Below are 20,490 nucleotides of genomic sequence, written 5' to 3'. Positions count from 1 at the left end.
CCGGCACATTCTTACTTATCGCGCGACTGCGTCCTGAATCTTCTCTTCCGCTTTCCAGATACGGTATTTCACTTCCACGTTCTCCGGCGTATAGACCACAATCGGTAACTTGCTGTTGTAGCGCAGCATGCCGTCATCACCCAGATACGCGGTAATAAATTTCTTCTCTTTCTTACCGTCAGGGCAGGCCATCATGGTTGAAACCGGAGACGTCACTTTGTCGAAGACATAGTAGTCATATCCCCAACCTTCCAGCGTTTTGCTGTCCAGTTCTCCGCCCAGGCGGTGTTGGTTGCAGTCAACTTCCAGCGTTTGTCCGATCAGCAGTTCTACTTTCAGAGTAGATTCATCTTTCTCAGGAGTAAGCTGGATAACCTGGCGCTTCATACCCTTTTCCGCCTTAGGATAAGGGGCGACTTTTTCCAGCGGCTGAGCGCCGGCATCGTTACTGGCAGCCCATGCAGAGGCGCTGGCAAAGGCGGCGAAAAGTACGGCAGGGACAATTGTTTTCATCTTATTGTTCACAGTGTTTCCTTTCTTCTGTCTTATGAACGAGTCTGGGGCAGGTTAACATATTTACATAATCGATTAATCTGGATTTACTTATATTTTAAGTGTATTTGGTAGAGGTCTGCTTTCAGACTAGCGATATATTCTAAGAATAATCTTAATTATAAAATCATTCTCTTTTTGAGTGTTTCGTTATATACAGTGTTATATAACTCATTGAAATGTGAGCAAAAGCGCATTTTTTCCCGCCAACTCAACACTCCTTTGATCCGGCAACAGCATTTACCCCGATTGGGGTATGCACCTCTAACACATCCTGAAATATCTTACGACTAAAAATAACTACTCATAAATAGTGCAGTTTTTTATGTCGTTCAACCCGCCAGGGAAGGGCGTCATTATGGAAGGACAATGTCATGGTTGATTTATCCCGTCGAGGCATGTTGACAGGCAGTTGGCGAAACGCCAACTCAGGGATCCGTCCGCCCTGGAGCAAGGAAGACTCTCACTTTCTGGCCCATTGCCTTCGTTGTGACGCCTGCATCCAGGCGTGTGAAACCGACATCCTGCAGCGAGGCCAGGGCGGTTACCCGAGCGTAAATTTCAAACACGGCGAGTGTAGCTTTTGCTATGCCTGCGCAGAGGCCTGTTCTGAATCCCTTTTTCTTCCGCGCCACACCAGGGCATGGGATCTGAATTTTACGATTGGGGAAAACTGTCTCGCACATCAGTCCGTTGAATGTCATCGCTGTCAGGATAGCTGTGAACCCATGGCCATAACCTTTCGTCCCACGCTGTCCGGCATTTATCAGCCGCAGCTCGACAATCAGGACTGTAACGGATGTGGCGCATGTGTCGCTATCTGCCCGGTATCAGCCATTAACGCGGAGTACAACCATGGACAATAACTGGCAGGTCTGCAGCCTGGTCGTTCAGGCCAAAAGTCAGCATATCAATGATATCGCCACGCAGTTGCGTTCGTTCCCAGGTTGCGAAGTTGCACTCAGCGATGTGGAAAGCGGTCAACTGATCGTGGTGGTGGAAGCTGAGCACAGCGAAACGTTAATGAAAACTATTGAGTCAGTGCGCAACGTTGCGGGCGTGCTGGCGGTGTCGCTGGTTTATCACCAGCAGGATGAGCAAGGTGAGGAAACACCATGAAACTCAGTCGTCGTAGCTTTATGAAAGCTAACGCCGTTGCGGCCGCTGCGGCGGCTGCCGGGTTAAGCGTGCCGGGCGTAGCCCGTGCGGTAGTCGGTCAGCAAGAAGCCATCAAATGGGACAAAGCCCCGTGCCGTTTTTGCGGGACGGGCTGTGGCGTATTGGTCGGGACGCAGCAAGGGCGTGTTGTGGCATGCCAGGGCGATCCGGATGCGCCGGTTAACCGTGGGCTTAACTGCATCAAAGGTTACTTCCTGCCGAAAATCATGTACGGAAAAGACCGTTTAACGCAGCCGATGCTGCGCATGAAGGACGGTAAGTATCACAAAGAAGGCGAGTTCACCCCGATTAGCTGGGACCAGGCCTTTGACGTGATGGAAGAGAAATTCAAAACGTCCCTGAAAGAGAAAGGCCCGGAGTCTATCGGTATGTTCGGCTCGGGTCAGTGGACGATTTGGGAAGGTTATGCCGCTGCCAAATTGTTTAAAGCGGGTTTCCGTTCGAATAACATCGACCCGAACGCGCGTCACTGCATGGCGTCAGCGGTAGTCGGCTTTATGCGTACCTTCGGTATGGATGAACCGATGGGCTGCTATGACGATATCGAGCATGCAGATGCTTTCGTCCTGTGGGGCGCGAATATGGCGGAGATGCACCCGATCCTGTGGTCGCGCATCACCAACCGTCGTCTGTCCGATCCCAATGTTAATGTCGCGGTGCTCTCCACCTTCCAGCACCGCAGCTTTGAGCTGGCGGATAACGGCATGGTCTTCACGCCGCAAACCGATCTGGTGATCCTCAACTACATCGCTAACTACATCATTCAAAACAATGCGATCAACCAGGATTTCTTTAGCAAGCACGTTAATCTGCGTAAAGGCGTGACGGACATTGGCTACGGTCTGCGTCCAACCCATCCGCTGGAAAAAGCGGCGAAAAACCCGGGATCCGATGCCTCTGAGCCGATGAGCTTTGAGGATTACAAAGCCTTTGTTGCCGAGTACACGCTGGATAAAACCGCCGAAATGACCGGCGTACCGAAAGATCAGCTGGAACAACTGGCGCAGCTGTATGCCGATCCGAAGAAAAAAGTCATCTCCTACTGGACGATGGGCTTCAACCAGCATACCCGCGGCGTGTGGGCCAACAACCTGGTCTATAACCTGCACCTGTTGACCGGTAAAATCTCCCAGCCAGGCTGCGGTCCGTTCTCTTTGACCGGTCAGCCTTCCGCCTGCGGTACCGCGCGTGAAGTCGGTACGTTCTCCCACCGTCTGCCTGCGGACATGGTGGTTACGAACGAAAAACACCGCGATATCTGTGAGAAGCACTGGAATATTCCGGCGGGGACCATTCCGGCAAAAATCGGTCTGCATGCCGTGGCGCAAGACCGTGCGCTGAAAGATGGCAAGCTCAATGTCTACTGGGCGATGTGTACCAACAACATGCAGGCCGGTCCGAACATCAACGAAGAGCGTATGCCGGGCTGGCGCGATCCGCGCAACTTCATCATCGTCTCCGATCCGTACCCGACGGTCAGCGCTCTGTCGGCCGACCTGATCCTGCCGACCGCGATGTGGGTAGAGAAAGAAGGTGCTTACGGTAACGCGGAACGTCGTACACAGTTCTGGCGTCAGCAGATTAAAGCGCCGGGTGAATCGAAATCGGATCTGTGGCAACTGGTGCAGTTCTCTCGTCGCTTCAAAACAGAAGAAGTGTGGCCGGAAGCGCTGTTGGCACAGAAACCGGAACTGCGCGGCAAAACGCTGTATGACGTACTGTTTGCCACGCCTGCAGTGACGAAATTCCCGGTGGCTGAACTGGCTGAAGATCAGCTGAACGATGAATCCCGCGAGCTGGGCTTCTATCTGCAAAAAGGGTTGTTCGAAGAGTACGCCTGGTTTGGTCGTGGTCACGGGCATGACCTTGCGCCATTTGACGATTACCACAAAGCGCGCGGTTTACGCTGGCCGGTCGTTGAGGGCAAAGAGACCCAGTGGCGCTACAGCGAAGGCAACGACCCTTACGTGAAAGCGGGTGAAAGCTACAAGTTCTACGGTAAGCCGGACGGCAAAGCGGTCATCTTCGCGCTGCCATTTGAACCTGCCGCAGAAGCGCCGGATAAAGAGTACGACCTGTGGCTGTCTACCGGACGTGTGCTGGAGCACTGGCATACCGGCAGCATGACGCGTCGCGTACCTGAGCTGCACCGTGCTTTCCCGGAAGCTGTGCTGTTTATCCATCCGCTGGATGCAAAAGCACGCGATCTGCGCCGTGGCGACAAAGTCAAAGTGGTTTCCCGTCGTGGTGAAGTTATCTCGATAGTTGAAACGCGCGGGCGTAACCGTCCACCGCAGGGGCTGGTCTACATGCCGTTCTTCGACGCCGCACAGCTGGTGAACAACCTGACGCTGGATGCGACGGATCCGCTCTCCAAAGAGACGGATTTCAAGAAGTGCGCTGTGAAACTGGCGAAGGTGTAACGCGTTATGTCCCGGTCAGCAAAACCCCAAAATGGCCGCCGCCGCTTTCTGCGCGATATGGTTCGCGCAGCGGGCGGACTGGCCGTCGTTGGCGTGGCGCTGGCGTTGCAACAGCAAACCGCACGTGCAACCGGCGTGCGGCTACGCCCGCCAGGCGCACTGAGCGAGGAGGCATTCGCCAGTGCCTGCGTGCGCTGTGGTCAGTGCGTTCAGGCCTGCCCGTATGACACGCTGAAGCTGGCGACGCTGGCCTCAGGGCTGGCTGCCGGTACGCCGTATTTTGTCGCGCGTGATATTCCCTGCGAAATGTGTGAAGACATTCCGTGCGCCAAAGTTTGCCCCAGCGGTGCGTTGGACAGGGACATTGAATCTATTGACGATTCACGCATGGGGCTGGCGGTACTGCTTGATCACGAAAACTGCCTCAACTATCAGGGATTACGCTGCGACGTTTGCTATCGCGAATGCCCGAAAATCGATGAGGCTATCACCCTGGAGCTGGACCGCAACATGCGTACCGGCAAGCATGCGCGGTTTATTCCGACCGTACACAGCGATGCCTGTACCGGCTGCGGGAAATGCGAAAAAGTCTGCGTCCTGGAGCAGCCAGCAATAAAAGTGCTGCCCCTGTCGCTGGCGAAAGGGGAGTTAGGACACCATTACCGCTTCGGTTGGCTGGAGGGGAACAATGGCAAATCGTAAACGTGACGCCGGGCGTGAAGCGCAGGCAAAAAAAGGATGGTGGAAGAGTCATCGCTGGCTGGTGCTGCGTCGTCTGAGCCAGTTTCTGATACTGGCGATGTTCCTTAGCGGCCCGTGGCTTGGCATCTGGATCCTGCATGGCAATTACAGTAGCAGCCTGTTGCTGGACTCCATCCCGTTCACCGATCCGCTGATTACCCTGCAAAGCCTGGCCAGCGGACACCTGCCGGCGACGGTTGCGTTAATGGGGGCGGTCATCATCACGGTGCTGTATGCCCTGGCGGGTAAGCGACTGTTTTGCAGTTGGGTTTGTCCCATGAACCCTGTCACCGATTTAGCCAGTTGGTTGCGCAGAAGGTTTGACCTGAATCAGTCTGCAACCCTGCCGCGCCATATACGGTACGTCCTGCTGGTGGTTATCCTGGTCGGTTCCGCGCTGACCGGTACGCTGCTGTGGGAGTGGATAAATCCAGTCTCTCTGCTCGGACGGAGCCTGGTCATGGGATTTGGCAGCGGGGCGCTGCTGATCCTCGCGCTGTTTTTATTTGATCTACTGGTCGTTGAGCATGGCTGGTGCGGGCATCTTTGCCCACTGGGTGCGCTGTATAGCGTGGTGGGGAGTAAAGGTGCATTAACCGTTTCGGCAAAAGAACGTAACAGATGTAACCGCTGTATGGATTGTTTTCATGTTTGCCCGGAACCGCATGTGCTACGTGCGCCGGTGCTGGATGAGCAAAGTCCGGTGCAGGTAACCAGCCGCGATTGCATGGCCTGCGGTCGCTGTGTGGATGTCTGTTCTGAGGATGTTTTTACAATAACAACACGATGGAGTTCGGGAGCGAAATCATGAAAAGCCATGACCTGATTAAAGCGCTGAGTCAATGGACGGCTGCGCTGGCCCTGGTAGTCAGTGGGGCCGTTTGGGCTGCAAACGGAGTGGATCTGAGCCAGTCACCGGAAGTCTCAGGGACACAAGAAGGGGCGATTCGCATGCCGAAAGAGCAAGTGCGTATGCCGCTGAACTATGTGAATCAGCCGCCGATGGTTCCGCACAGCGTTGAAGGGTATCAGGTGACGACTAATACTAACCGCTGCCTGCAATGTCACGGTGTGGAAAGCTATCGCACCACCGGTGCGCCGCGCATCAGTCCGACGCACTTTATGGACAGCGACGGTAAGGTATTGGCTGAAGTCGCGCCGCGTCGTTATTTCTGCCTGCAATGTCACGTGCCGCAGGCTGACGCCGCGCCGATTGTTGAAAATACCTTCACCCCCTCGAAAGGTTACGGGAAATAAGAGGTCATTATGGAAAATTCTAACCGTAAACCAGGCTGGATTAAGCGCGTCTGGCAATGGTGGCGTCGCCCCAGCCGTCTGGCGCTCGGCACGCTGTTGTTAATCGGCTTTGTGGGCGGCATTATTTTCTGGGGCGGCTTTAATACCGGTATGGAAAAGGCCAATACAGAAGAGTTCTGCATTAGCTGTCACGAAATGCGCAATACGGTGTACCAGGAATACATGGAAACCGTACACTACAACAACCGTAGTGGTGTGCGAGCGACTTGCCCTGATTGCCACGTCCCACATGAGTGGGGTCCGAAAATGATTCGTAAGATCAAGGCCAGTAAAGAGCTGTACGCGAAAGCACTGGGGTTGATAGATACACCGCAGAAATTTGAAGACCATCGTTTAACGATGGCGCAAAATGAGTGGCGGCGTATGAAAGATAACAATTCGCAAGAGTGTCGAAACTGTCACAACTTCGAGTTTATGGATTTAACCGCCCAGAAAGGCGTTGCGGCCAAAATGCACGACCAGGCCGTGAAAGACGGGCAAACCTGTATTGACTGTCATAAAGGGATAGCGCACAAACTGCCTGATATGCGCGAAGTCAAACCGGGATTTTAACAGGATGTAGATAACCAGGTATGCTTGAAGCCAGAGAATTACTTTGCGAGCGGGATGACAGAATACTGTTCAGCGATTTGTCATTTCGCGTCAACGCAGGGGAATGGGTACAAATTACCGGCAGCAACGGCGCAGGGAAAACCACTTTGCTGCGGTTACTTACCGGGCTGGCGCGTCCCGACGCAGGGGAGGTTTGCTGGCAAGAGCAACCGCTGCATCACGTGCGGGACAGCTACCATCAACAACTGCTGTGGATCGGACATCAGCCGGGGATAAAAACCCGGCTTTCGGCGTTGGAAAACCTGCGTTTCTTCCACCATGACGGCGACGTCGCACAGTGTCTGGCTGCGCTGGCGCAGGCGGGGCTTGCCGGATATGAAGATATCCCGGTGAATCAACTCTCCGCCGGACAACAGCGGCGCGTGGCGCTGGCCCGTTTGTGGCTGACTCGCGCCCGGCTGTGGATCCTCGACGAACCCTTTACCGCCATTGATGTGAACGGCGTTGAGCGACTGACTCAGCGTATGGCGCAGCATACGGAGCAGGGCGGTATTGTTATTCTCACCACCCACCAACCGCTCAATGTAGAGACCGATAAAGTGCGACGTATTGCGCTGACCAGCGAGAGGGCAACGCAATGATGTGGCGAATCTTCCGTTTAGAACTACGAGTTGCGTTTCGTCATAGTGCGGAAATCGCCAATCCTTTATGGTTCTTCCTGATTGTTATTACGCTGTTCCCGCTGAGCATTGGGCCGGAGCCGCAACTGCTGGCGCGTATTGCACCGGGCATCATCTGGGTTGCGGCGTTGCTGGCGTCGTTGCTGGCGCTGGAGCGCCTGTTTCGTGATGATCTGCAGGACGGCAGCCTTGAGCAACTGATGCTGCTGCCGTTGCCGCTGCCGGCAGTGGTGCTGGCGAAAGTAATGGCGCACTGGGTCGTGACCGGCCTGCCGCTGCTGATCCTCTCGCCGCTGGTGGCGTTGCTGCTGGGCATGGATATGTACGGCTGGAAAATTATGGCGCTGACCTTGTTACTCGGGACGCCGACGCTGGGCTTCCTCGGCGCGCCGGGCGTGGGGTTGACGGTGGGCTTAAAGCGCGGCGGCGTGCTGTTAAGCGTACTGGTACTCCCGCTCACCATACCCTTACTGATTTTTGCGACCGCGGCGATGGATGCGGCTTCCATGCACTTACCGGTTGAAGGGTACATGGCGATTCTGGGCGCGTTGCTGGTCGGCAGCGCCACGCTAAGCCCGTTTGCCACAGCTGCGGCGTTACGGATCAGCGTGCAGTAGCGCAGTTGAGATATGCAGGCCGGGCAAGGCGCTCCGGCACAATGGATATTAATTTACGGAGTCTGGTGACTGAACTATGTGGAAAACACTTCATCAATTGGCGATGCCTCCTCGGCTCTATCAGATCTGCGGTTGGTTTATCCCGTGGCTGGCGATTGCCAGCGCGGTGGTACTGATAACCGGGTTGATCTGGGGCTTTGGCTTCGCGCCTGCGGATTATCAGCAGGGGCAGAGCTATCGCATTATTTATCTGCACGTTCCGGCGGCAATCTGGTCGATGGGTATTTATGCATCGATGGCCGTTGCCGCGTTTATTGGCCTGGTCTGGCAGATGAAAATGGCCAATCTGGCGCTGGCCGCGATGGCGCCCATTGGTGCTGTGTTTACCTTTATTGCGCTGGTGACGGGCTCTGCATGGGGCAAACCGATGTGGGGCACCTGGTGGGTCTGGGATGCCCGACTCACCTCTGAACTGGTGCTGCTGTTTCTCTACGTTGGCGCCATTGCGCTGTGGCATGCCTTTGACGACCGCCGTCTGGCTGGTCGCGCTGCCGGCATTCTGGTGCTGATTGGCGTGGTCAACTTGCCGATTATTCACTACTCGGTCGAGTGGTGGAATACGCTGCATCAGGGGTCGACTCGTATGCAGCAGAGTATCGATCCGGCAATGCGCGCGCCGCTGCGTCTGGCGATCGTCGGCTACCTGTTACTGTTTGTCACGCTGGCGCTGATGCGCATGCGTAACCTGATTTTGATGATGGAAAAACGCCGCCCGTGGGTGAGCGAACTGATCTTAAAAAGAGGCCGCCAATGACCCCTGCATTTGCATCATGGAGTGATTTTTTCGCGATGGGCGGTTACGCCTTGTATGTCTGGCTGGCTGTGGCGATGAGCGTTATCCCGCTGGTGGCGCTGGTGCTGCATTCTGCGTTACAGCATCGTGCCATCTTACGCGGTGTCGCGCAGCAGCGGGCGAGAGAAGCGCGTATGCGCGCGGCGCAAGTGCAACGGGAGGCGGCGTGAATATTCGACGTAAAAATCGGTTATGGATAGCCTGCGCGGTCCTGGCAGGTCTGGCTTTGACCATTTCGCTGGTGCTCTACGCGCTGCGTTCCAATATCGATCTGTTCTATACGCCGGGAGAGATACTCTACGGTAAGCGCGAAACGCAGCAAATGCCTGAAGTCGGCCAGCGCCTGCGCGTGGGCGGTATGGTTATGCCTGGCAGCGTAAAGCGCGATCCGCAGTCGTTGAAGGTGAATTTCAGCATCTATGACGCCGAAGGTGTGGTGGATGTCACCTATGAAGGCATTCTGCCGGATCTGTTCCGCGAAGGGCAGGGCGTCGTCGTTCAGGGCGAACTGGACGGGGGAAATCATGTGCAGGCTAAAGAAGTGCTTGCTAAACATGATGAAAATTACACCCCGCCGGAAGTCGAAAAAGCGATGCAGGAAAACCACCGTCGCCCGGAAAGTGTTTATAAGGATAAAACGTCATGATGCCTGAAATTGGCAATGCGCTGTTGTGCCTTGCGCTTGGCGTTGCATTACTGCTGTCGGTCTATCCTCTGTGGGGCGTAGCGCGCGGCGACGTGCGGATGATGGCCTCCGCGCGTCCCTTTGCCTGGGTACTGTTTATCTGTGTGATGGGGGCGTTCCTGATTCTGGTCAACGCCTTCGTGGTTAATGACTTTACCGTGACCTACGTCGCCAGCAACTCCAATACCCAGCTTCCGGTCTGGTATCGGGTGGCGGCGACGTGGGGGGCGCATGAAGGCTCGCTGCTGCTGTGGGTGCTGCTGATGAGCGGCTGGACGTTCGCCGTTGCAGCGTTCAGCCAGCGCATGCCGCTGGATATCGTCGCCCGCGTGCTGGCGGTCATGGGAATGGTCAGCGTCGGTTTCCTGCTGTTTATTCTGTTTACCTCCAACCCGTTTGCCCGCACGTTGCCGAACTTCCCGATTGAAGGACGTGACCTGAACCCGCTGTTGCAGGATCCGGGGCTGATTTTCCATCCGCCGCTGCTGTACATGGGGTATGTCGGCTTCTCGGTCGCCTTTGCGTTTGCGATTGCTGCGCTGATGAGCGGACGACTGGACAGCACATTCGCCCGTTTTTCGCGTCCGTGGACGCTGGCGGCGTGGGTGTTTCTGACGCTGGGCATTGTGCTCGGTTCGGCCTGGGCCTATTACGAGCTGGGCTGGGGCGGCTGGTGGTTCTGGGATCCGGTTGAAAACGCCTCGTTTATGCCATGGCTGGTGGGAACGGCGCTGATGCACTCGTTGTCGGTAACCGAACAGCGCGCCAGCTTTAAAGCCTGGACGCTGTTGCTGTCAATCTGCGCATTCTCACTTTGTCTGTTAGGTACTTTCCTGGTGCGCTCCGGCGTACTGGTGTCGGTGCATGCTTTCGCCTCCGATCCGTCGCGCGGAATGTTTATTCTGGCCTTTATGGTGCTGGTAATTGGCGGCTCCCTGCTGCTGTTTGCGGTGCGCGGTCACAAGGTTCGCTCACGGGTGAACAACGCGCTGTGGTCGCGTGAATCGCTGCTGCTGGGGAATAACGTCCTGCTGATTGCCGCCATGCTGGTGGTGCTACTGGGCACACTGCTGCCGCTGGTGCACAAACAGCTGGGGCTGGGCAGCATTTCGATTGGCGAGCCGTTTTTCAACACCATGTTCACCTGGCTGATGGCGCCGTTCGCACTGTTGTTGGGGATTGGGCCATTAGTGCGCTGGGGCCGTGACCGACCGCGTAAACTGAAAACGTTATTGCTTATCGCGTTTGTCACCACCCTTGTTCTGTCACTGCTGCTGCCGTGGCTGCTTGAGGATCGCATTGCCGCCATGACAGTGGTGGGGCTGGCGATGGCGTGCTGGATATTCGTACTGGCGATGTCCGAAGCGTTCCTGCGTATTTCCCGTGGGACAAAGCTAACGCCAAGCTACTGGGGCATGGTATCGGGTCACGTCGGGCTGGCGATTACCATTGTTGGTATTGCCTTTAGCCAGAACTACAGCGTTGAACGCGATGTGCGCATGAAAGCGGGTGATAGCGTTAGTATCCATAACTATCAGTTCACTTTCCGCGAAGTGAAAGATATTACCGGGCCAAACTACCGGGGTGGCGTTGCCATTATTGGCGTTACCCGAGATGGTAAGCCAGAAGCCACGCTGCATGCGGAAAAACGCTTCTATAACAGCACCAGTTCGATGATGACCGAAGCGGCAATTGACGGCGGATTCACGCGCGATCTTTACGCTGCGCTGGGTGAAGAACTGGATAATGGCGCATGGGCTGTACGCCTGTACTACAAACCGTTTATTCGCTGGATTTGGGCCGGAGGATTGCTGATGGCGCTGGGCGGGTTGTTCTGCCTGTTTGATCCACGCTATCGCCAGCGGACGCGACCTCGCGCCGCGGTGCAAAAAAATGCGTCGGAGGCTGTATGAAGCGCAACGCACTGTTAATTCCGTTTATTATTTTTCTCATCATTGCGGCGGCGCTGTTGTGGCAGCTCGCGCGTAACGCTCAGGGGGACGATCCCACTAATCTGGAATCGGCGCTGATCGGCAAACCTGTTCCGACATTCCGCCTGGAGTCACTGGAAAATCCGGGTCAGCACTATCAGGCCGATGTGCTGACGCAGGGCAAACCGGTATTGCTGAACGTCTGGGCGACCTGGTGCCCAACCTGTCGCGCCGAGCATCAGTATCTGAATCAGCTGTCTGCGCAAGGCGTGCGGGTAGTGGGTCTGAACTATAAAGATGATCGTCAGAAAGCCATTGTCTGGCTGAAAGAGCTGGGTAATCCTTACTCATTAAGTCTGTTTGACGGCGACGGTATGCTCGGTCTGGATCTTGGCGTGTACGGTGCTCCGGAGACGTTCCTGATCGACGGCAAAGGCATTATTCGCTATCGCCATGCCGGCGATCTGAACGCCCGGGTGTGGGAGAGCGAGATCAAACCGTTATGGGACAAGTACAGTAAGGAGGCTGCGCAATGAGATTTTTACTGGGCCTGCTAATGCTGGTTATCTCGGGATCCGCGCTTGCGACTATCGACGTGATGCAGTTTAAGGACGAAGAGCAGGAGCAGCAGTTCCGCCAGCTTACTGAACAACTGCGTTGTCCTAAATGCCAGAACAACAGCATTGCCGATTCTAACTCGATGATTGCTACCGACCTGCGTCAGAAAGTGTACGAACTGATGCAGGAAGGAAAAAGCCAGAAAGAAATTGTCGATTACATGGTGGCGCGCTACGGCAACTTCGTCACGTACGATCCGCCGTTAACGCCGCTCACCGTGCTGCTGTGGGTGATGCCGGTGGTAGCGATTGGTCTGGGGGGCTGGATTATTTTCGCCCGTACTCGCCGACGCGTCCGGGTGAAACAGGAAGCGTTTCCTGACGATATTATTCCGAATGGCAAGCGCGGTGGATTCGGGTTGTTTGTGCCTGGGATCGTGGTGGCGCTGGTGGTTGGCGCAGTAAGCTATTACCAAATCGGCAGCTATAAGCAGGTTCAGGTCTGGCAGCAGGCCACCGCTCAGGCTCCGGCGCTGCTGGAGCGGGCGTTGGATCCGAAAGCGGAACCGCTCAATGAAGAAGATATGGCGCGTCTGGCGCTGGGGCTGCGCACGCGTTTACAAGCCGATCCCGCAAATGTTGAAGGCTGGATCATGCTTGGACGCATTGGCATGGTTCTTGGTAACGCCAGTACGGCCACTGAAGCCTATGCCAATGCCTATCGACTGGATCCTAAAAACAGCGATGCGGCGCTGGGCTATGCGGAAGCGCTGACCCGTTCTTCCGATCCTGATGATAACCGTCGGGGAGGGGAGCTGCTACGCCAACTGGTGCGTGGCGAACATGCCAACGTTCGGGTTCTCAGCATGTACGCTTTCAACGCCTTTGAACAGCAGCGCTTCGGCGAGGCGGTTGCGGCGTGGGAGATGATGCTGAAACTATTACCTGCCAACGATACCCGTCGGGCGGTAATAGAACGGAGCATTAAGCAGGCGATGGAGCAGCTAACGCCGCAGGAGAAATAAGTATCCAGAATAGCCCCGATAGCGCTTCGCATATCGGGGCTATCCGGCCTCTTCATGGATTACTGCATCCCGCGCGTTTGTAAAAACAGGATGGTGGCAGCAACGCGAGAGCGCACATTGAGTTTGCGCAGCAGGTTGCGAATATGCACTTTCACGGTCTGTTCGGAAATATTCAGCACTGACGCAATCTGCTTGTTCGACAGCCCCTGAGCCAGTTCATGCAATACATCCAGTTCACGTTCGGTGAGAATGCTGAAGGGATCTTCTTGTGCACCGAACAGATCGCGTTCGCGCAGATATTCGCTGACGCGTGTGCTAAAAGCTTTACCGCCTTTGGCGCCGCTGCGAATGGCCTCCAGCAAGACTTCAGGATCGCTGTCTTTGAGTAAATAACCATCCGCGCCGGCATCAATTAAGGCGTACACATCGCTGGCTGCATCCGAGACGGTAAGAATAATAATTTGCGCGGTGACGCCATCCCGGCGCAGCGCATTCAGGGTGTCCAGTCCGCTCATGCCTTTCATATTGAGATCCAGCAGGATCACATCCAGGTCCAGACGGTTAGCCAGATCGATAGCGCTGGCGCCGTCACCTGCTTCCGCGACTACGTTAAATGCGGGATCCAGTTGCAATAATTGACTAATTCCTCGCCGCATTAGTGGGTGGTCGTCGACAATCAGCACCCGAAAAGGCGTTGCTTCAGGCATACTATTCTCCTGAGTTTTTATTAGTATCATTATTGTTTTCAGCGCATCACTCGTCTAGTTTCATCGCGCTGATGAGAGGGTAAATTTTACCCCAATTTGTGCATGGGTAAGTAGTAAAACCTGTGCTAAAGGCCGGGGTAATAATAAGGAACGTGGAATCGCGGGCATAAAAAAACCAACCATGAAGGTTGGTTTTTCTGGGATTTTTGGTCGGCACGAGAGGATTTGAACCTCCGACCCCCGACACCCCATGACGGTGCGCTACCAGGCTGCGCTACGTGCCGACGCTATGGCTGCTAATACTACTGCTTTCCGCTGCGAATGCAAGGGGAAGCATCGCTAAGTGATTTATAATTAATCAGTTAGCAATAAATCGTTTCTCATCCGTCAGAACCTGTAGCAGCAGGCTTAGCTGCGGTTTCTGATCTTTTATTTTTTCGCCGCGTAAATCATAGGTCTGATAATTACCGTTGTTGTTCAGCACCAGCGTCATCTCTGGTGTGGTAACGGCCATCGTGCTGCCGTCGGCGGCGGTAACCCAGTAATGGCGGCGGTTTGCATTGAACAGATCCTGCCCCTGCGAGTATTCGTTAGCAGGCGTGCTGACGTGCAGCAGGCGCTGCATGAGCGTTGTCATCAGGTCTGTATGATCGGTCAGGCTATTGATGCGTTGGGCAGGCGTTCCCGGCCAGTGAATAACCAGCGGAACCTGCAGATGGCCACGCGACCAGGCAAAATTGTTCTCTTCCTGAGTCAGCGGCACGCCCCGACCTGCGGTAATAATCACTACCGTGTTGTTCAGTTTACCGGAGTCGCGCAGGGCGCTAAGAATACGGTTAATATTGGCATCCACATCCTGAGCGGCGCTGGCATAGCGTTTGGCAAAGTTCTTCTGGTTGCTGTTATCAAGGTTCGTCCCGTTAAAGGAGACCCACGAGAACCAGCGGTTATCTTCCTGCGCGTAGCGCCCCAGCCAGTTAATCCACTGGCTTGCGGTTTGTTCGTCAGATTGCGTTTGTACGCTTGGCATGGAGAAGTCTGACAGCAGCGCCTGGCGATACAGCGGGCTGGTAAAGCCATCCGAGGAGAATAGCCCTAACTGGTAACCCTGCTGGTTCAGTGCAGTAATCAGCGCCGCAGGCGTACGGGTCGACAAAATGCCGTCCATGTAGCTTGGCGAAACACCATAGAACAGGCCAAAGATGCCGTTATCCGTGGTGTTGCCTGAGCTCATGTGACGCGTAAACGAGATATTCTGCCCGGCGAATTCAGCCAGCGCAGGCATCTGTTTTTCAAAGCGTGAGTAGTTCAGACCGTCGACGGTAATCAGCAGCACGTTCTGACCGGTGCCCATATCGCGATAGCGCAGTTCGCTGAGCGGGTACTGCACGGAAACCGCTTCCGGATTGCCCTGTTCGATCAGGCGACGCTGATACTCTTGCGCATCCAGCAGGCCATGTTTTTCCAGGAATTTACGTGCCGTCATCGGGTAGGAGAGCGGCAGATTCGCACGCTGCATGGTAATCGGGCGATAGAAATTGGCATCCGCCCAGATATACACCACGTGCGAGGCGATAAAGGAAACGAAGAAGAATGCTGCTAACGGTTTGGCAAAATGGCGACGACGCGTCAGGCTGCGCAGCTTTTGCCAGCTCCAGGTCGCAAACAGCATTTCAATTAACAGAATAACCGGTACGCTGATAAACATCAGCTGCCAGTCACGCGCCGCTTCATTCTGGTCTGGGTTGATGACCAGTTCCCAGACGATCGGATTGAGATGCAGGTGGAAGCGGGTGAAAACTTCGCTGTCGATTAGCAACAGCGTCATGCCAGCCGTCGCCAGAATAGCTGATAAGAATCGCATCAGCCTCTGGGACATGACGATAAACGTCAGGGGAAACAGGATCAGCAGATAGGTGGCGAACACCAGAAAGCTAAAATGCCCGACAACGCTCAGGTAGGAATAAACACGACCTGCAAGGGTTGTCGGCCAGTCGGCGACAAACAGGTAACGGCTACCGAGCACCATGGCCAACAGAATGTTGAACAAGGCAAACCAGTGCCCCCAGCTAACCATCTGGGAGACTTTCTCACGGTAGCGTTGACGATGAGTTACCATAAACTGTTGTTCGTTTCCCCGGAGCAGGCTCTTAATGCGCTTGGTCGTCGTTTACCGAAGACTGCAATGCGCGGGCAAAAGAGTTGGCAATCGCCTGGCGCTGGGCCGGTGCGATGCTTGTATTGATAAGGTTAGTCACCATATTTCCCAGTACCATCAGGGAAAGGTCGGTCGGCGCCTTATGTTTTTCCAGTACGTTGAGCATCTCATTCAGCAGTTGTTCAACGTGTTCGTCACTATAGCGGGAAATTTGTGGCATAAATCGAAATCAGTCTGTTCATGAAAGGGCAACATATTACCGTACAGACAGTTTTTTTTCTGCTTTTTTATCTTCTATTGCGTCACTGCCCGGCAGGTGGTTGAATACCGCCCGGTCTAAAAGGAGAGTTTATCATGAGTCTGGATATCAACCAGATTGCCCTGCACCAGCTTATCAAACGTGACGAGCAGAACCTTGAGCTGGTCTTGCGCGATTCATTACTGGAACCGACAGCGACCGTTGTCGATATGATGGCTGAGTTGCATCGGGTGTACAGCGCCAAGAATAAAGCTTATGGCCTGTTTAGCGCAGAGAGTGAACTGGCGCAAACGCTGCGTTTACAGCGTCAGGGCGAAGAGGATTTTCTGGCCTTTAGTCGTGCAGCGACAGGGCGCTTGCGGGACGAACTGGCGAAATATCCTTTTGCTGATGGCGGCATTGTCCTGTTCTGCCATTACCGCTATCTGGCGGTAGAGTATCTGCTGGTTGCCGTGCTGAACAATTTAAGCAGTATGCGCGTCAATGAAAATCTGGATATCAACCCGACGCACTATCTGGATATCAATCATGCGGATATCGTGGCGCGTATTGATTTAACCGAGTGGGAAACCAACCCGGAGTCCACGCGCTATCTGACGTTCCTGAAAGGGCGGGTAGGGCGCAAAGTCGCCGATTTCTTTATGGACTTCCTGGGTGCCAGCGAGGGTCTTAACGCTAAAGCGCAAAACCGCGGCCTGTTGCAGGCGGTCGATGACTTTACCGCCGAGGCGCAACTCGATAAAGCTGAACGCCAGAACGTGCGTCAGCAGGTCTACAGCTACTGCAACGAGCAATTGCAGGCCGGTGAAGAGATCGAGTTGGAGTCGCTGTCCAAAGAGCTTTCCGGCGTCAGTGAAGTCAGCTTCAGCGAATTTACCGCTGATAAAGGCTACGAGCTGGAAGAGAGCTTCCCGGCAGATCGCAGCACGCTGCGCCAGTTAACCAAATTTGCCGGAAGCGGCGGCGGGTTAACCATCAACTTCGACGCCATGTTACTGGGTGAGCGTATTTTCTGGGATCCAGCCACAGATACTTTGACCATCAAAGGTACGCCGCCGAACCTGCGCGATCAGCTACAGCGTCGTACTTCGGGCGGGAAATAAAGCCGTTTGCCGGATGGGGGCGTTAACGCCCCCATCCGGCCTGTGTGATTCATCTTTACCGCCAACAAAATCCCATAAAAAAACCCCGCCGAGGCGGGGTTTTTCTTCAACTTGTAAGCGATTACGCGCGAACGAAGTCGATGTGTGCCAGCTTCGGCTTGAACGGGTGACGCTGTACTGCCTGAGCTTTAACTTTCACTTCTTTACCGTCAACAACGATGGTCAGAACTTCGCTGTAGAATTCAGCTTTAGCTTGCATGTTCATAACTGCATCGTGATCCAGTTCGATAGCAACCGGGGCTTCTGCGCCACCATAGATGATTGCCGGGAACTTGTTAGCGGCACGCAGGCGGCGGCTCGCACCCTTACCCTGCTCTTTACGTACTTCAGCGTTGATAGTAAACATTTAAATCTCTCTTTAATAATTCCTGCTACAGGCGACCCAGCAACAGGTAAGTGATCTGCTTTGCGTATGCAAAAGCGGGCGAGATTCTATACTTAAACGGCTGGTACATCAATCAAAAGTACGATTAACCGCGTAATTCATGTGCCCGACGATAGCGTCCTTCATAATCGAAGACCTTTTCACGGACCTGCCAGTACTGACCTTTCATGCGCGCCACCACGAAATCAGGATGACGTAACAGCGCCTGCTGGGCGAGGATATCGGCGGCGGTTATCCAGCGTAAGGGAATGCCGGGCGTTCGGGTGTGCGGGCGAATAAACAGTTGCTCGAAAGCCGTACGCTGCGCGGGAGTATGCAGGCGAAAGCGTTCGCTAACGTCGGCACCATCTTCATCGTAATAGGTGATTTTTAGCCATTCGCCTTTTTCATCCTGGCCGTTTTGTAACACCATGCCGCTACAGCGCAGGACCAGCGCATCTTTGAGCCTGAGCGCGGCTTTCAGCATGTCATCCGGGTCAACCAGCACCGTGTCGCACTCCCGACAGCGGCGGGCGGCGATATCATTTTCCGCGTTGCATTGTGGGCAGTTTTTAAAACGAAAACGAAAATCGCACTGTTCGCGATGGCCGTCATCATCTTCAAACCACCCCTGACAGCGGCGGCCAAAGTGTTCAATCAGTGTGCCGTCTGTCGTTGTTTTGCCCCAGAAGGTGTTTGCAAACCCGCAGGCGGGACAGAACACCTGCACCGGAACGTTATCGCTTTTCCCTTTCGGCGCCCCCACTTCCGGCGCGTAAAGATCGTGCGGGTTACCGGCATAATCGAGGATCAGACAGTCGGTTTTACCCGGTGCCAGGCGCAGGCCGCGACCGACAATTTGTTGGTAAAGGCTAACTGACTCCGTCGGGCGCAGAATGGCGATAAGGTCGACGTGCGGGGCATCGAAGCCAGTGGTCAGGACCGACACATTCACCAGATAGCGAAAGCGCTGGGCTTTGAACTCTTCAATCAGCACATCACGCTCTGCGCCAGGCGTGTCTCCGGTGATTAGCGCGGCATCGTCAGCAGGCAGCAGGCCCAGAATTTCTTTGGCGTGCTCCACTGTAGCAGCGAAAATCATCACCCCTTTGCGCGTCTGGGCAAACTCGACAATCTGGCTGATGATATGCGGCGTTATTCGCTGCTGCTTTTTCAGTTCCTGATTGAGATCCGTTTCGCTAAACAGGCCGTTACTCTGCGCCTGCAGGCGGCTGAAGTCATACTGCACTACCGGCATGTCGAAGCGTTCTGGCGGCGTCAGGTAGCCGTGTTTAATCATGTAACGCAACGGTAATTCATAAATGCAGTCACGAAACAGCGCTTTTTCATCGCCGCGCACCATACCGTGATAATGAAAGTGATAAATCCAGCCTTTGCCCAAACGAAAAGGAGTGGCAGTAAGCCCGAGCAGGCGTAAGTGGGGATTTACTTTGGTCAGGTGAGTGAGGATTTGCTGATATTGACTCTCGTCATCATCACCAATACGGTGACATTCATCGACGATAAGCAGCGAGAATTCTCCCTGAAAGGCGTCAAGATTACGCGCCACCGACTGTACGCTGCCAAATACCACTTTCCCGTGGCTCTCTTTACGCTTCAGTCCTGCGGCAAAAATATCGGCTTCCAGCCCCAACGCGCGATATTTGGCATGGTTTTGCGCGACCAGTTCTTTAACGTGCGCCAGTATCAGCACGCGACCACGCGCCACGCGGGCCAGTTCAGCAATCACCAGGCTTTTTCCCGCACCGGTTGGTAGGACGATAACCGCTGGCGTGCGATGGTGGCGGAAATGGTTGAGCGTGGCATCCACGGCTTCTTTTTGGTACGGGCGAAGAGTAAAAATCATGGGCTCATTAAGGTAAGCAGCAACAATGTATAGTATGCCATGAATCATTTCCCTTGAGGGATGGTGTAACGCCGCTATACTGGGCGGATAATCGTCCCACTTTTCGGGCGCAATCCCGCTTCTTGTTTTTTACAGGCAAAAATCACACTCATGCGACTTGATAAATTTATCGCTCAGCAACTCGGCGTCAGCCGCGCTATTGCCGGGCGTGAGATCCGTGCTAACCGCGTTACCGTCGACGGTGAAATCGTCAAAAACAGTGCCTTTAAGCTGCTGCCAGAACACGACGTAGAATATGACGGCAATTCCCTGATTCAACAAAATGGCCCGCGCTATTTTATGCTGAATAAACCTCAGGGCTATGTTTGCTCAACGGATGACCCGGATCACCCGACAGTGCTCTATTTCCTTGATGAGCCGGTTGCCTACAAACTGCATGCGGCAGGGCGTCTGGATATCGACACCACCGGACTGGTGCTGATGACCGATGACGGACAGTGGTCGCATCGCATCACTTCGCCACGTCACCATTGTGAGAAAACCTATCTGGTGACGCTGGAGTCGCCGGTGGCAGATGATACCGCTGAACAGTTTGCCCATGGCGTACAACTGCATAATGAGAAAGACCTGACCAAACCGGCCGTGCTGGAGGTTATTACGCCAACTCAGGTGCGATTGACCATCAGCGAAGGGCGCTATCATCAGGTTAAACGTATGTTTGCCGCCGTCGGTAACCACGTTGTGGAACTGCACCGTGAACGGATTGGTGACATCAAGCTTGATGAGGATCTGGAGCCGGGTGAATACCGTCCATTGACCGAAGAAGAAATCGCCAGCGTTAACTTAACCCCGCGTTAATT

General features: G+C 54.6%; 23 protein-coding genes and 1 tRNA gene. 17 read left to right on the top strand and 7 right to left on the bottom strand.

Translation table 11 applies throughout. The annotated features are described in order from the left end of the window. Positions 1-15: 15 nt before the first annotated feature. The gene (gene eco / locus N0B36_RS08695) at positions 16-513 is read right to left on the bottom strand and encodes a serine protease inhibitor ecotin (protein ID WP_029139607.1); all 498 of its coding nucleotides are present in this window, start codon (positions 511-513) and stop codon (positions 16-18) included. Between the two features lie 413 nt (positions 514-926). Here eco and napF point away from each other — a divergent pair, with 413 nt between their 5' ends. From napF to N0B36_RS08620, 15 genes are all read left to right on the top strand, one after another. Further along, positions 927-1,418 carry a ferredoxin-type protein NapF gene (gene napF / locus N0B36_RS08690; RefSeq protein ID WP_016157008.1) on the top strand — a complete coding sequence of 164 codons (492 nt, stop codon included), beginning with the start codon at positions 927-929 and terminating at the stop codon, positions 1,416-1,418. Then, positions 1,408-1,671: a chaperone NapD gene (gene napD / locus N0B36_RS08685; RefSeq protein ID WP_016153776.1), complete on the top strand. Its 264-nt coding sequence runs from the start codon at positions 1,408-1,410 to the stop codon at positions 1,669-1,671. Before napF ends, napD begins: the two co-directional genes overlap by 11 nt. Continuing rightward, complete coding sequence (gene napA, locus N0B36_RS08680; protein WP_016153775.1) at positions 1,668-4,154, top strand: nitrate reductase catalytic subunit NapA; 2,487 nt, start codon at positions 1,668-1,670, stop codon at positions 4,152-4,154. Before napD ends, napA begins: the two co-directional genes overlap by 4 nt. A gap of 6 nt (positions 4,155-4,160) precedes the next feature. Beyond that, a complete protein-coding gene (gene napG, locus N0B36_RS08675) occupies positions 4,161-4,856 on the top strand; it encodes a ferredoxin-type protein NapG (protein WP_259687097.1) in 696 nt (231 codons plus the stop codon). Continuing rightward, a complete protein-coding gene (napH, locus tag N0B36_RS08670) occupies positions 4,843-5,706 on the top strand; it encodes a quinol dehydrogenase ferredoxin subunit NapH (protein ID WP_259687096.1) in 864 nt (287 codons plus the stop codon). Before napG ends, napH begins: the two co-directional genes overlap by 14 nt. Then, the gene (napB, locus tag N0B36_RS08665) at positions 5,703-6,152 is read left to right on the top strand and encodes a nitrate reductase cytochrome c-type subunit (protein ID WP_016153772.1); all 450 of its coding nucleotides are present in this window, start codon (positions 5,703-5,705) and stop codon (positions 6,150-6,152) included. Before napH ends, napB begins: the two co-directional genes overlap by 4 nt. A gap of 9 nt (positions 6,153-6,161) precedes the next feature. Further along, positions 6,162-6,764 carry a cytochrome c-type protein NapC gene (gene napC / locus N0B36_RS08660; RefSeq protein ID WP_003027548.1) on the top strand — a complete coding sequence of 201 codons (603 nt, stop codon included), beginning with the start codon at positions 6,162-6,164 and terminating at the stop codon, positions 6,762-6,764. Between the two features lie 20 nt (positions 6,765-6,784). Continuing rightward, the gene (ccmA, locus tag N0B36_RS08655) at positions 6,785-7,405 is read left to right on the top strand and encodes a cytochrome c biogenesis heme-transporting ATPase CcmA (protein WP_016153771.1); all 621 of its coding nucleotides are present in this window, start codon (positions 6,785-6,787) and stop codon (positions 7,403-7,405) included. After that, entirely contained in the window at positions 7,402-8,061 is a 660-nt protein-coding gene (ccmB, locus tag N0B36_RS08650; RefSeq protein ID WP_003027542.1) for a heme exporter protein CcmB, read from the top strand. The genes ccmA and ccmB overlap by 4 nt, the downstream gene beginning before the upstream one ends. Positions 8,062-8,137: 76 nt before the next feature. Continuing rightward, entirely contained in the window at positions 8,138-8,875 is a 738-nt protein-coding gene (locus tag N0B36_RS08645) for a heme ABC transporter permease (protein ID WP_016153769.1), read from the top strand. Then, positions 8,872-9,084 (top strand): heme exporter protein CcmD, encoded by a 213-nt coding sequence (gene ccmD, locus N0B36_RS08640; RefSeq protein WP_016157004.1) that lies wholly within the window; start codon positions 8,872-8,874, stop codon positions 9,082-9,084. The genes N0B36_RS08645 and ccmD overlap by 4 nt, the downstream gene beginning before the upstream one ends. Continuing rightward, a complete protein-coding gene (gene ccmE, locus N0B36_RS08635) occupies positions 9,081-9,560 on the top strand; it encodes a cytochrome c maturation protein CcmE (protein ID WP_016153767.1) in 480 nt (159 codons plus the stop codon). The genes ccmD and ccmE overlap by 4 nt, the downstream gene beginning before the upstream one ends. Beyond that, positions 9,557-11,512: a heme lyase CcmF/NrfE family subunit gene (locus tag N0B36_RS08630; RefSeq protein WP_016153766.1), complete on the top strand. Its 1,956-nt coding sequence runs from the start codon at positions 9,557-9,559 to the stop codon at positions 11,510-11,512. The genes ccmE and N0B36_RS08630 overlap by 4 nt, the downstream gene beginning before the upstream one ends. Beyond that, the gene (dsbE, locus tag N0B36_RS08625) at positions 11,509-12,066 is read left to right on the top strand and encodes a thiol:disulfide interchange protein DsbE (RefSeq protein WP_003834613.1); all 558 of its coding nucleotides are present in this window, start codon (positions 11,509-11,511) and stop codon (positions 12,064-12,066) included. Before N0B36_RS08630 ends, dsbE begins: the two co-directional genes overlap by 4 nt. Next, positions 12,063-13,112, top strand: coding sequence for a cytochrome c-type biogenesis protein CcmH (locus tag N0B36_RS08620; protein WP_259687092.1), 1,050 nt, complete (start codon positions 12,063-12,065; stop codon positions 13,110-13,112). Before dsbE ends, N0B36_RS08620 begins: the two co-directional genes overlap by 4 nt. Before the next feature lie 59 nt (positions 13,113-13,171). Here the strand turns inward: N0B36_RS08620 and narP are convergent, their stop codons facing one another. The 4 genes from narP to N0B36_RS08600 all read right to left on the bottom strand — a co-directional run bounded on the left by narP (position 13,172) and on the right by N0B36_RS08600 (position 16,197). Continuing rightward, a complete protein-coding gene (narP, locus tag N0B36_RS08615; protein WP_016153764.1) occupies positions 13,172-13,819 on the bottom strand; it encodes a nitrate/nitrite response regulator protein NarP in 648 nt (215 codons plus the stop codon). A gap of 207 nt (positions 13,820-14,026) precedes the next feature. After that, positions 14,027-14,103, bottom strand: a tRNA-Pro gene (locus tag N0B36_RS08610). A 74-nt stretch (positions 14,104-14,177) separates the two neighbouring features. After that, positions 14,178-15,938, bottom strand: a complete 1,761-nt coding sequence (gene yejM, locus N0B36_RS08605; protein WP_016153760.1) for an LPS biosynthesis-modulating metalloenzyme YejM — start codon at positions 15,936-15,938, stop codon at positions 14,178-14,180. 31 nt (positions 15,939-15,969) lie between these two features. Then, on the bottom strand, positions 15,970-16,197 hold the full coding sequence (locus N0B36_RS08600; protein WP_003027506.1) for a YejL family protein: 228 nt from the start codon (positions 16,195-16,197) through the stop codon (positions 15,970-15,972). 134 nt (positions 16,198-16,331) lie between these two features. On the opposite strand from N0B36_RS08600, the gene yejK reads away from it, so the two are divergent. After that, positions 16,332-17,339, top strand: a complete 1,008-nt coding sequence (gene yejK, locus N0B36_RS08595) for a nucleoid-associated protein YejK (protein ID WP_016157002.1) — start codon at positions 16,332-16,334, stop codon at positions 17,337-17,339. Between the two features lie 121 nt (positions 17,340-17,460). Here the strand turns inward: yejK and rplY are convergent, their stop codons facing one another. Together rplY and N0B36_RS08585 are read right to left on the bottom strand one after the other, a co-directional pair. Further along, positions 17,461-17,745: a 50S ribosomal protein L25 gene (gene rplY / locus N0B36_RS08590; protein WP_016153758.1), complete on the bottom strand. Its 285-nt coding sequence runs from the start codon at positions 17,743-17,745 to the stop codon at positions 17,461-17,463. Between the two features lie 124 nt (positions 17,746-17,869). Beyond that, positions 17,870-19,630 (bottom strand): DEAD/DEAH box helicase, encoded by a 1,761-nt coding sequence (locus N0B36_RS08585; RefSeq protein WP_259687090.1) that lies wholly within the window; start codon positions 19,628-19,630, stop codon positions 17,870-17,872. 150 nt (positions 19,631-19,780) lie between these two features. Between N0B36_RS08585 and rsuA the strand changes: the two genes are divergently transcribed. Then, entirely contained in the window at positions 19,781-20,488 is a 708-nt protein-coding gene (gene rsuA / locus N0B36_RS08580; RefSeq protein ID WP_016153756.1) for a 16S rRNA pseudouridine(516) synthase RsuA, read from the top strand. Positions 20,489-20,490 lie beyond the last annotated feature (2 nt).

Origin of the sequence: Citrobacter sp. XY323 (assembly GCF_025106035.1) — a bacterium.
Lineage (GTDB): Bacteria > Pseudomonadota > Gammaproteobacteria > Enterobacterales > Enterobacteriaceae > Citrobacter > Citrobacter braakii.
The sequence above is the reverse complement of the archived record's forward strand: the minus strand, read 5'-3'. Positions and strand labels throughout refer to the sequence as shown.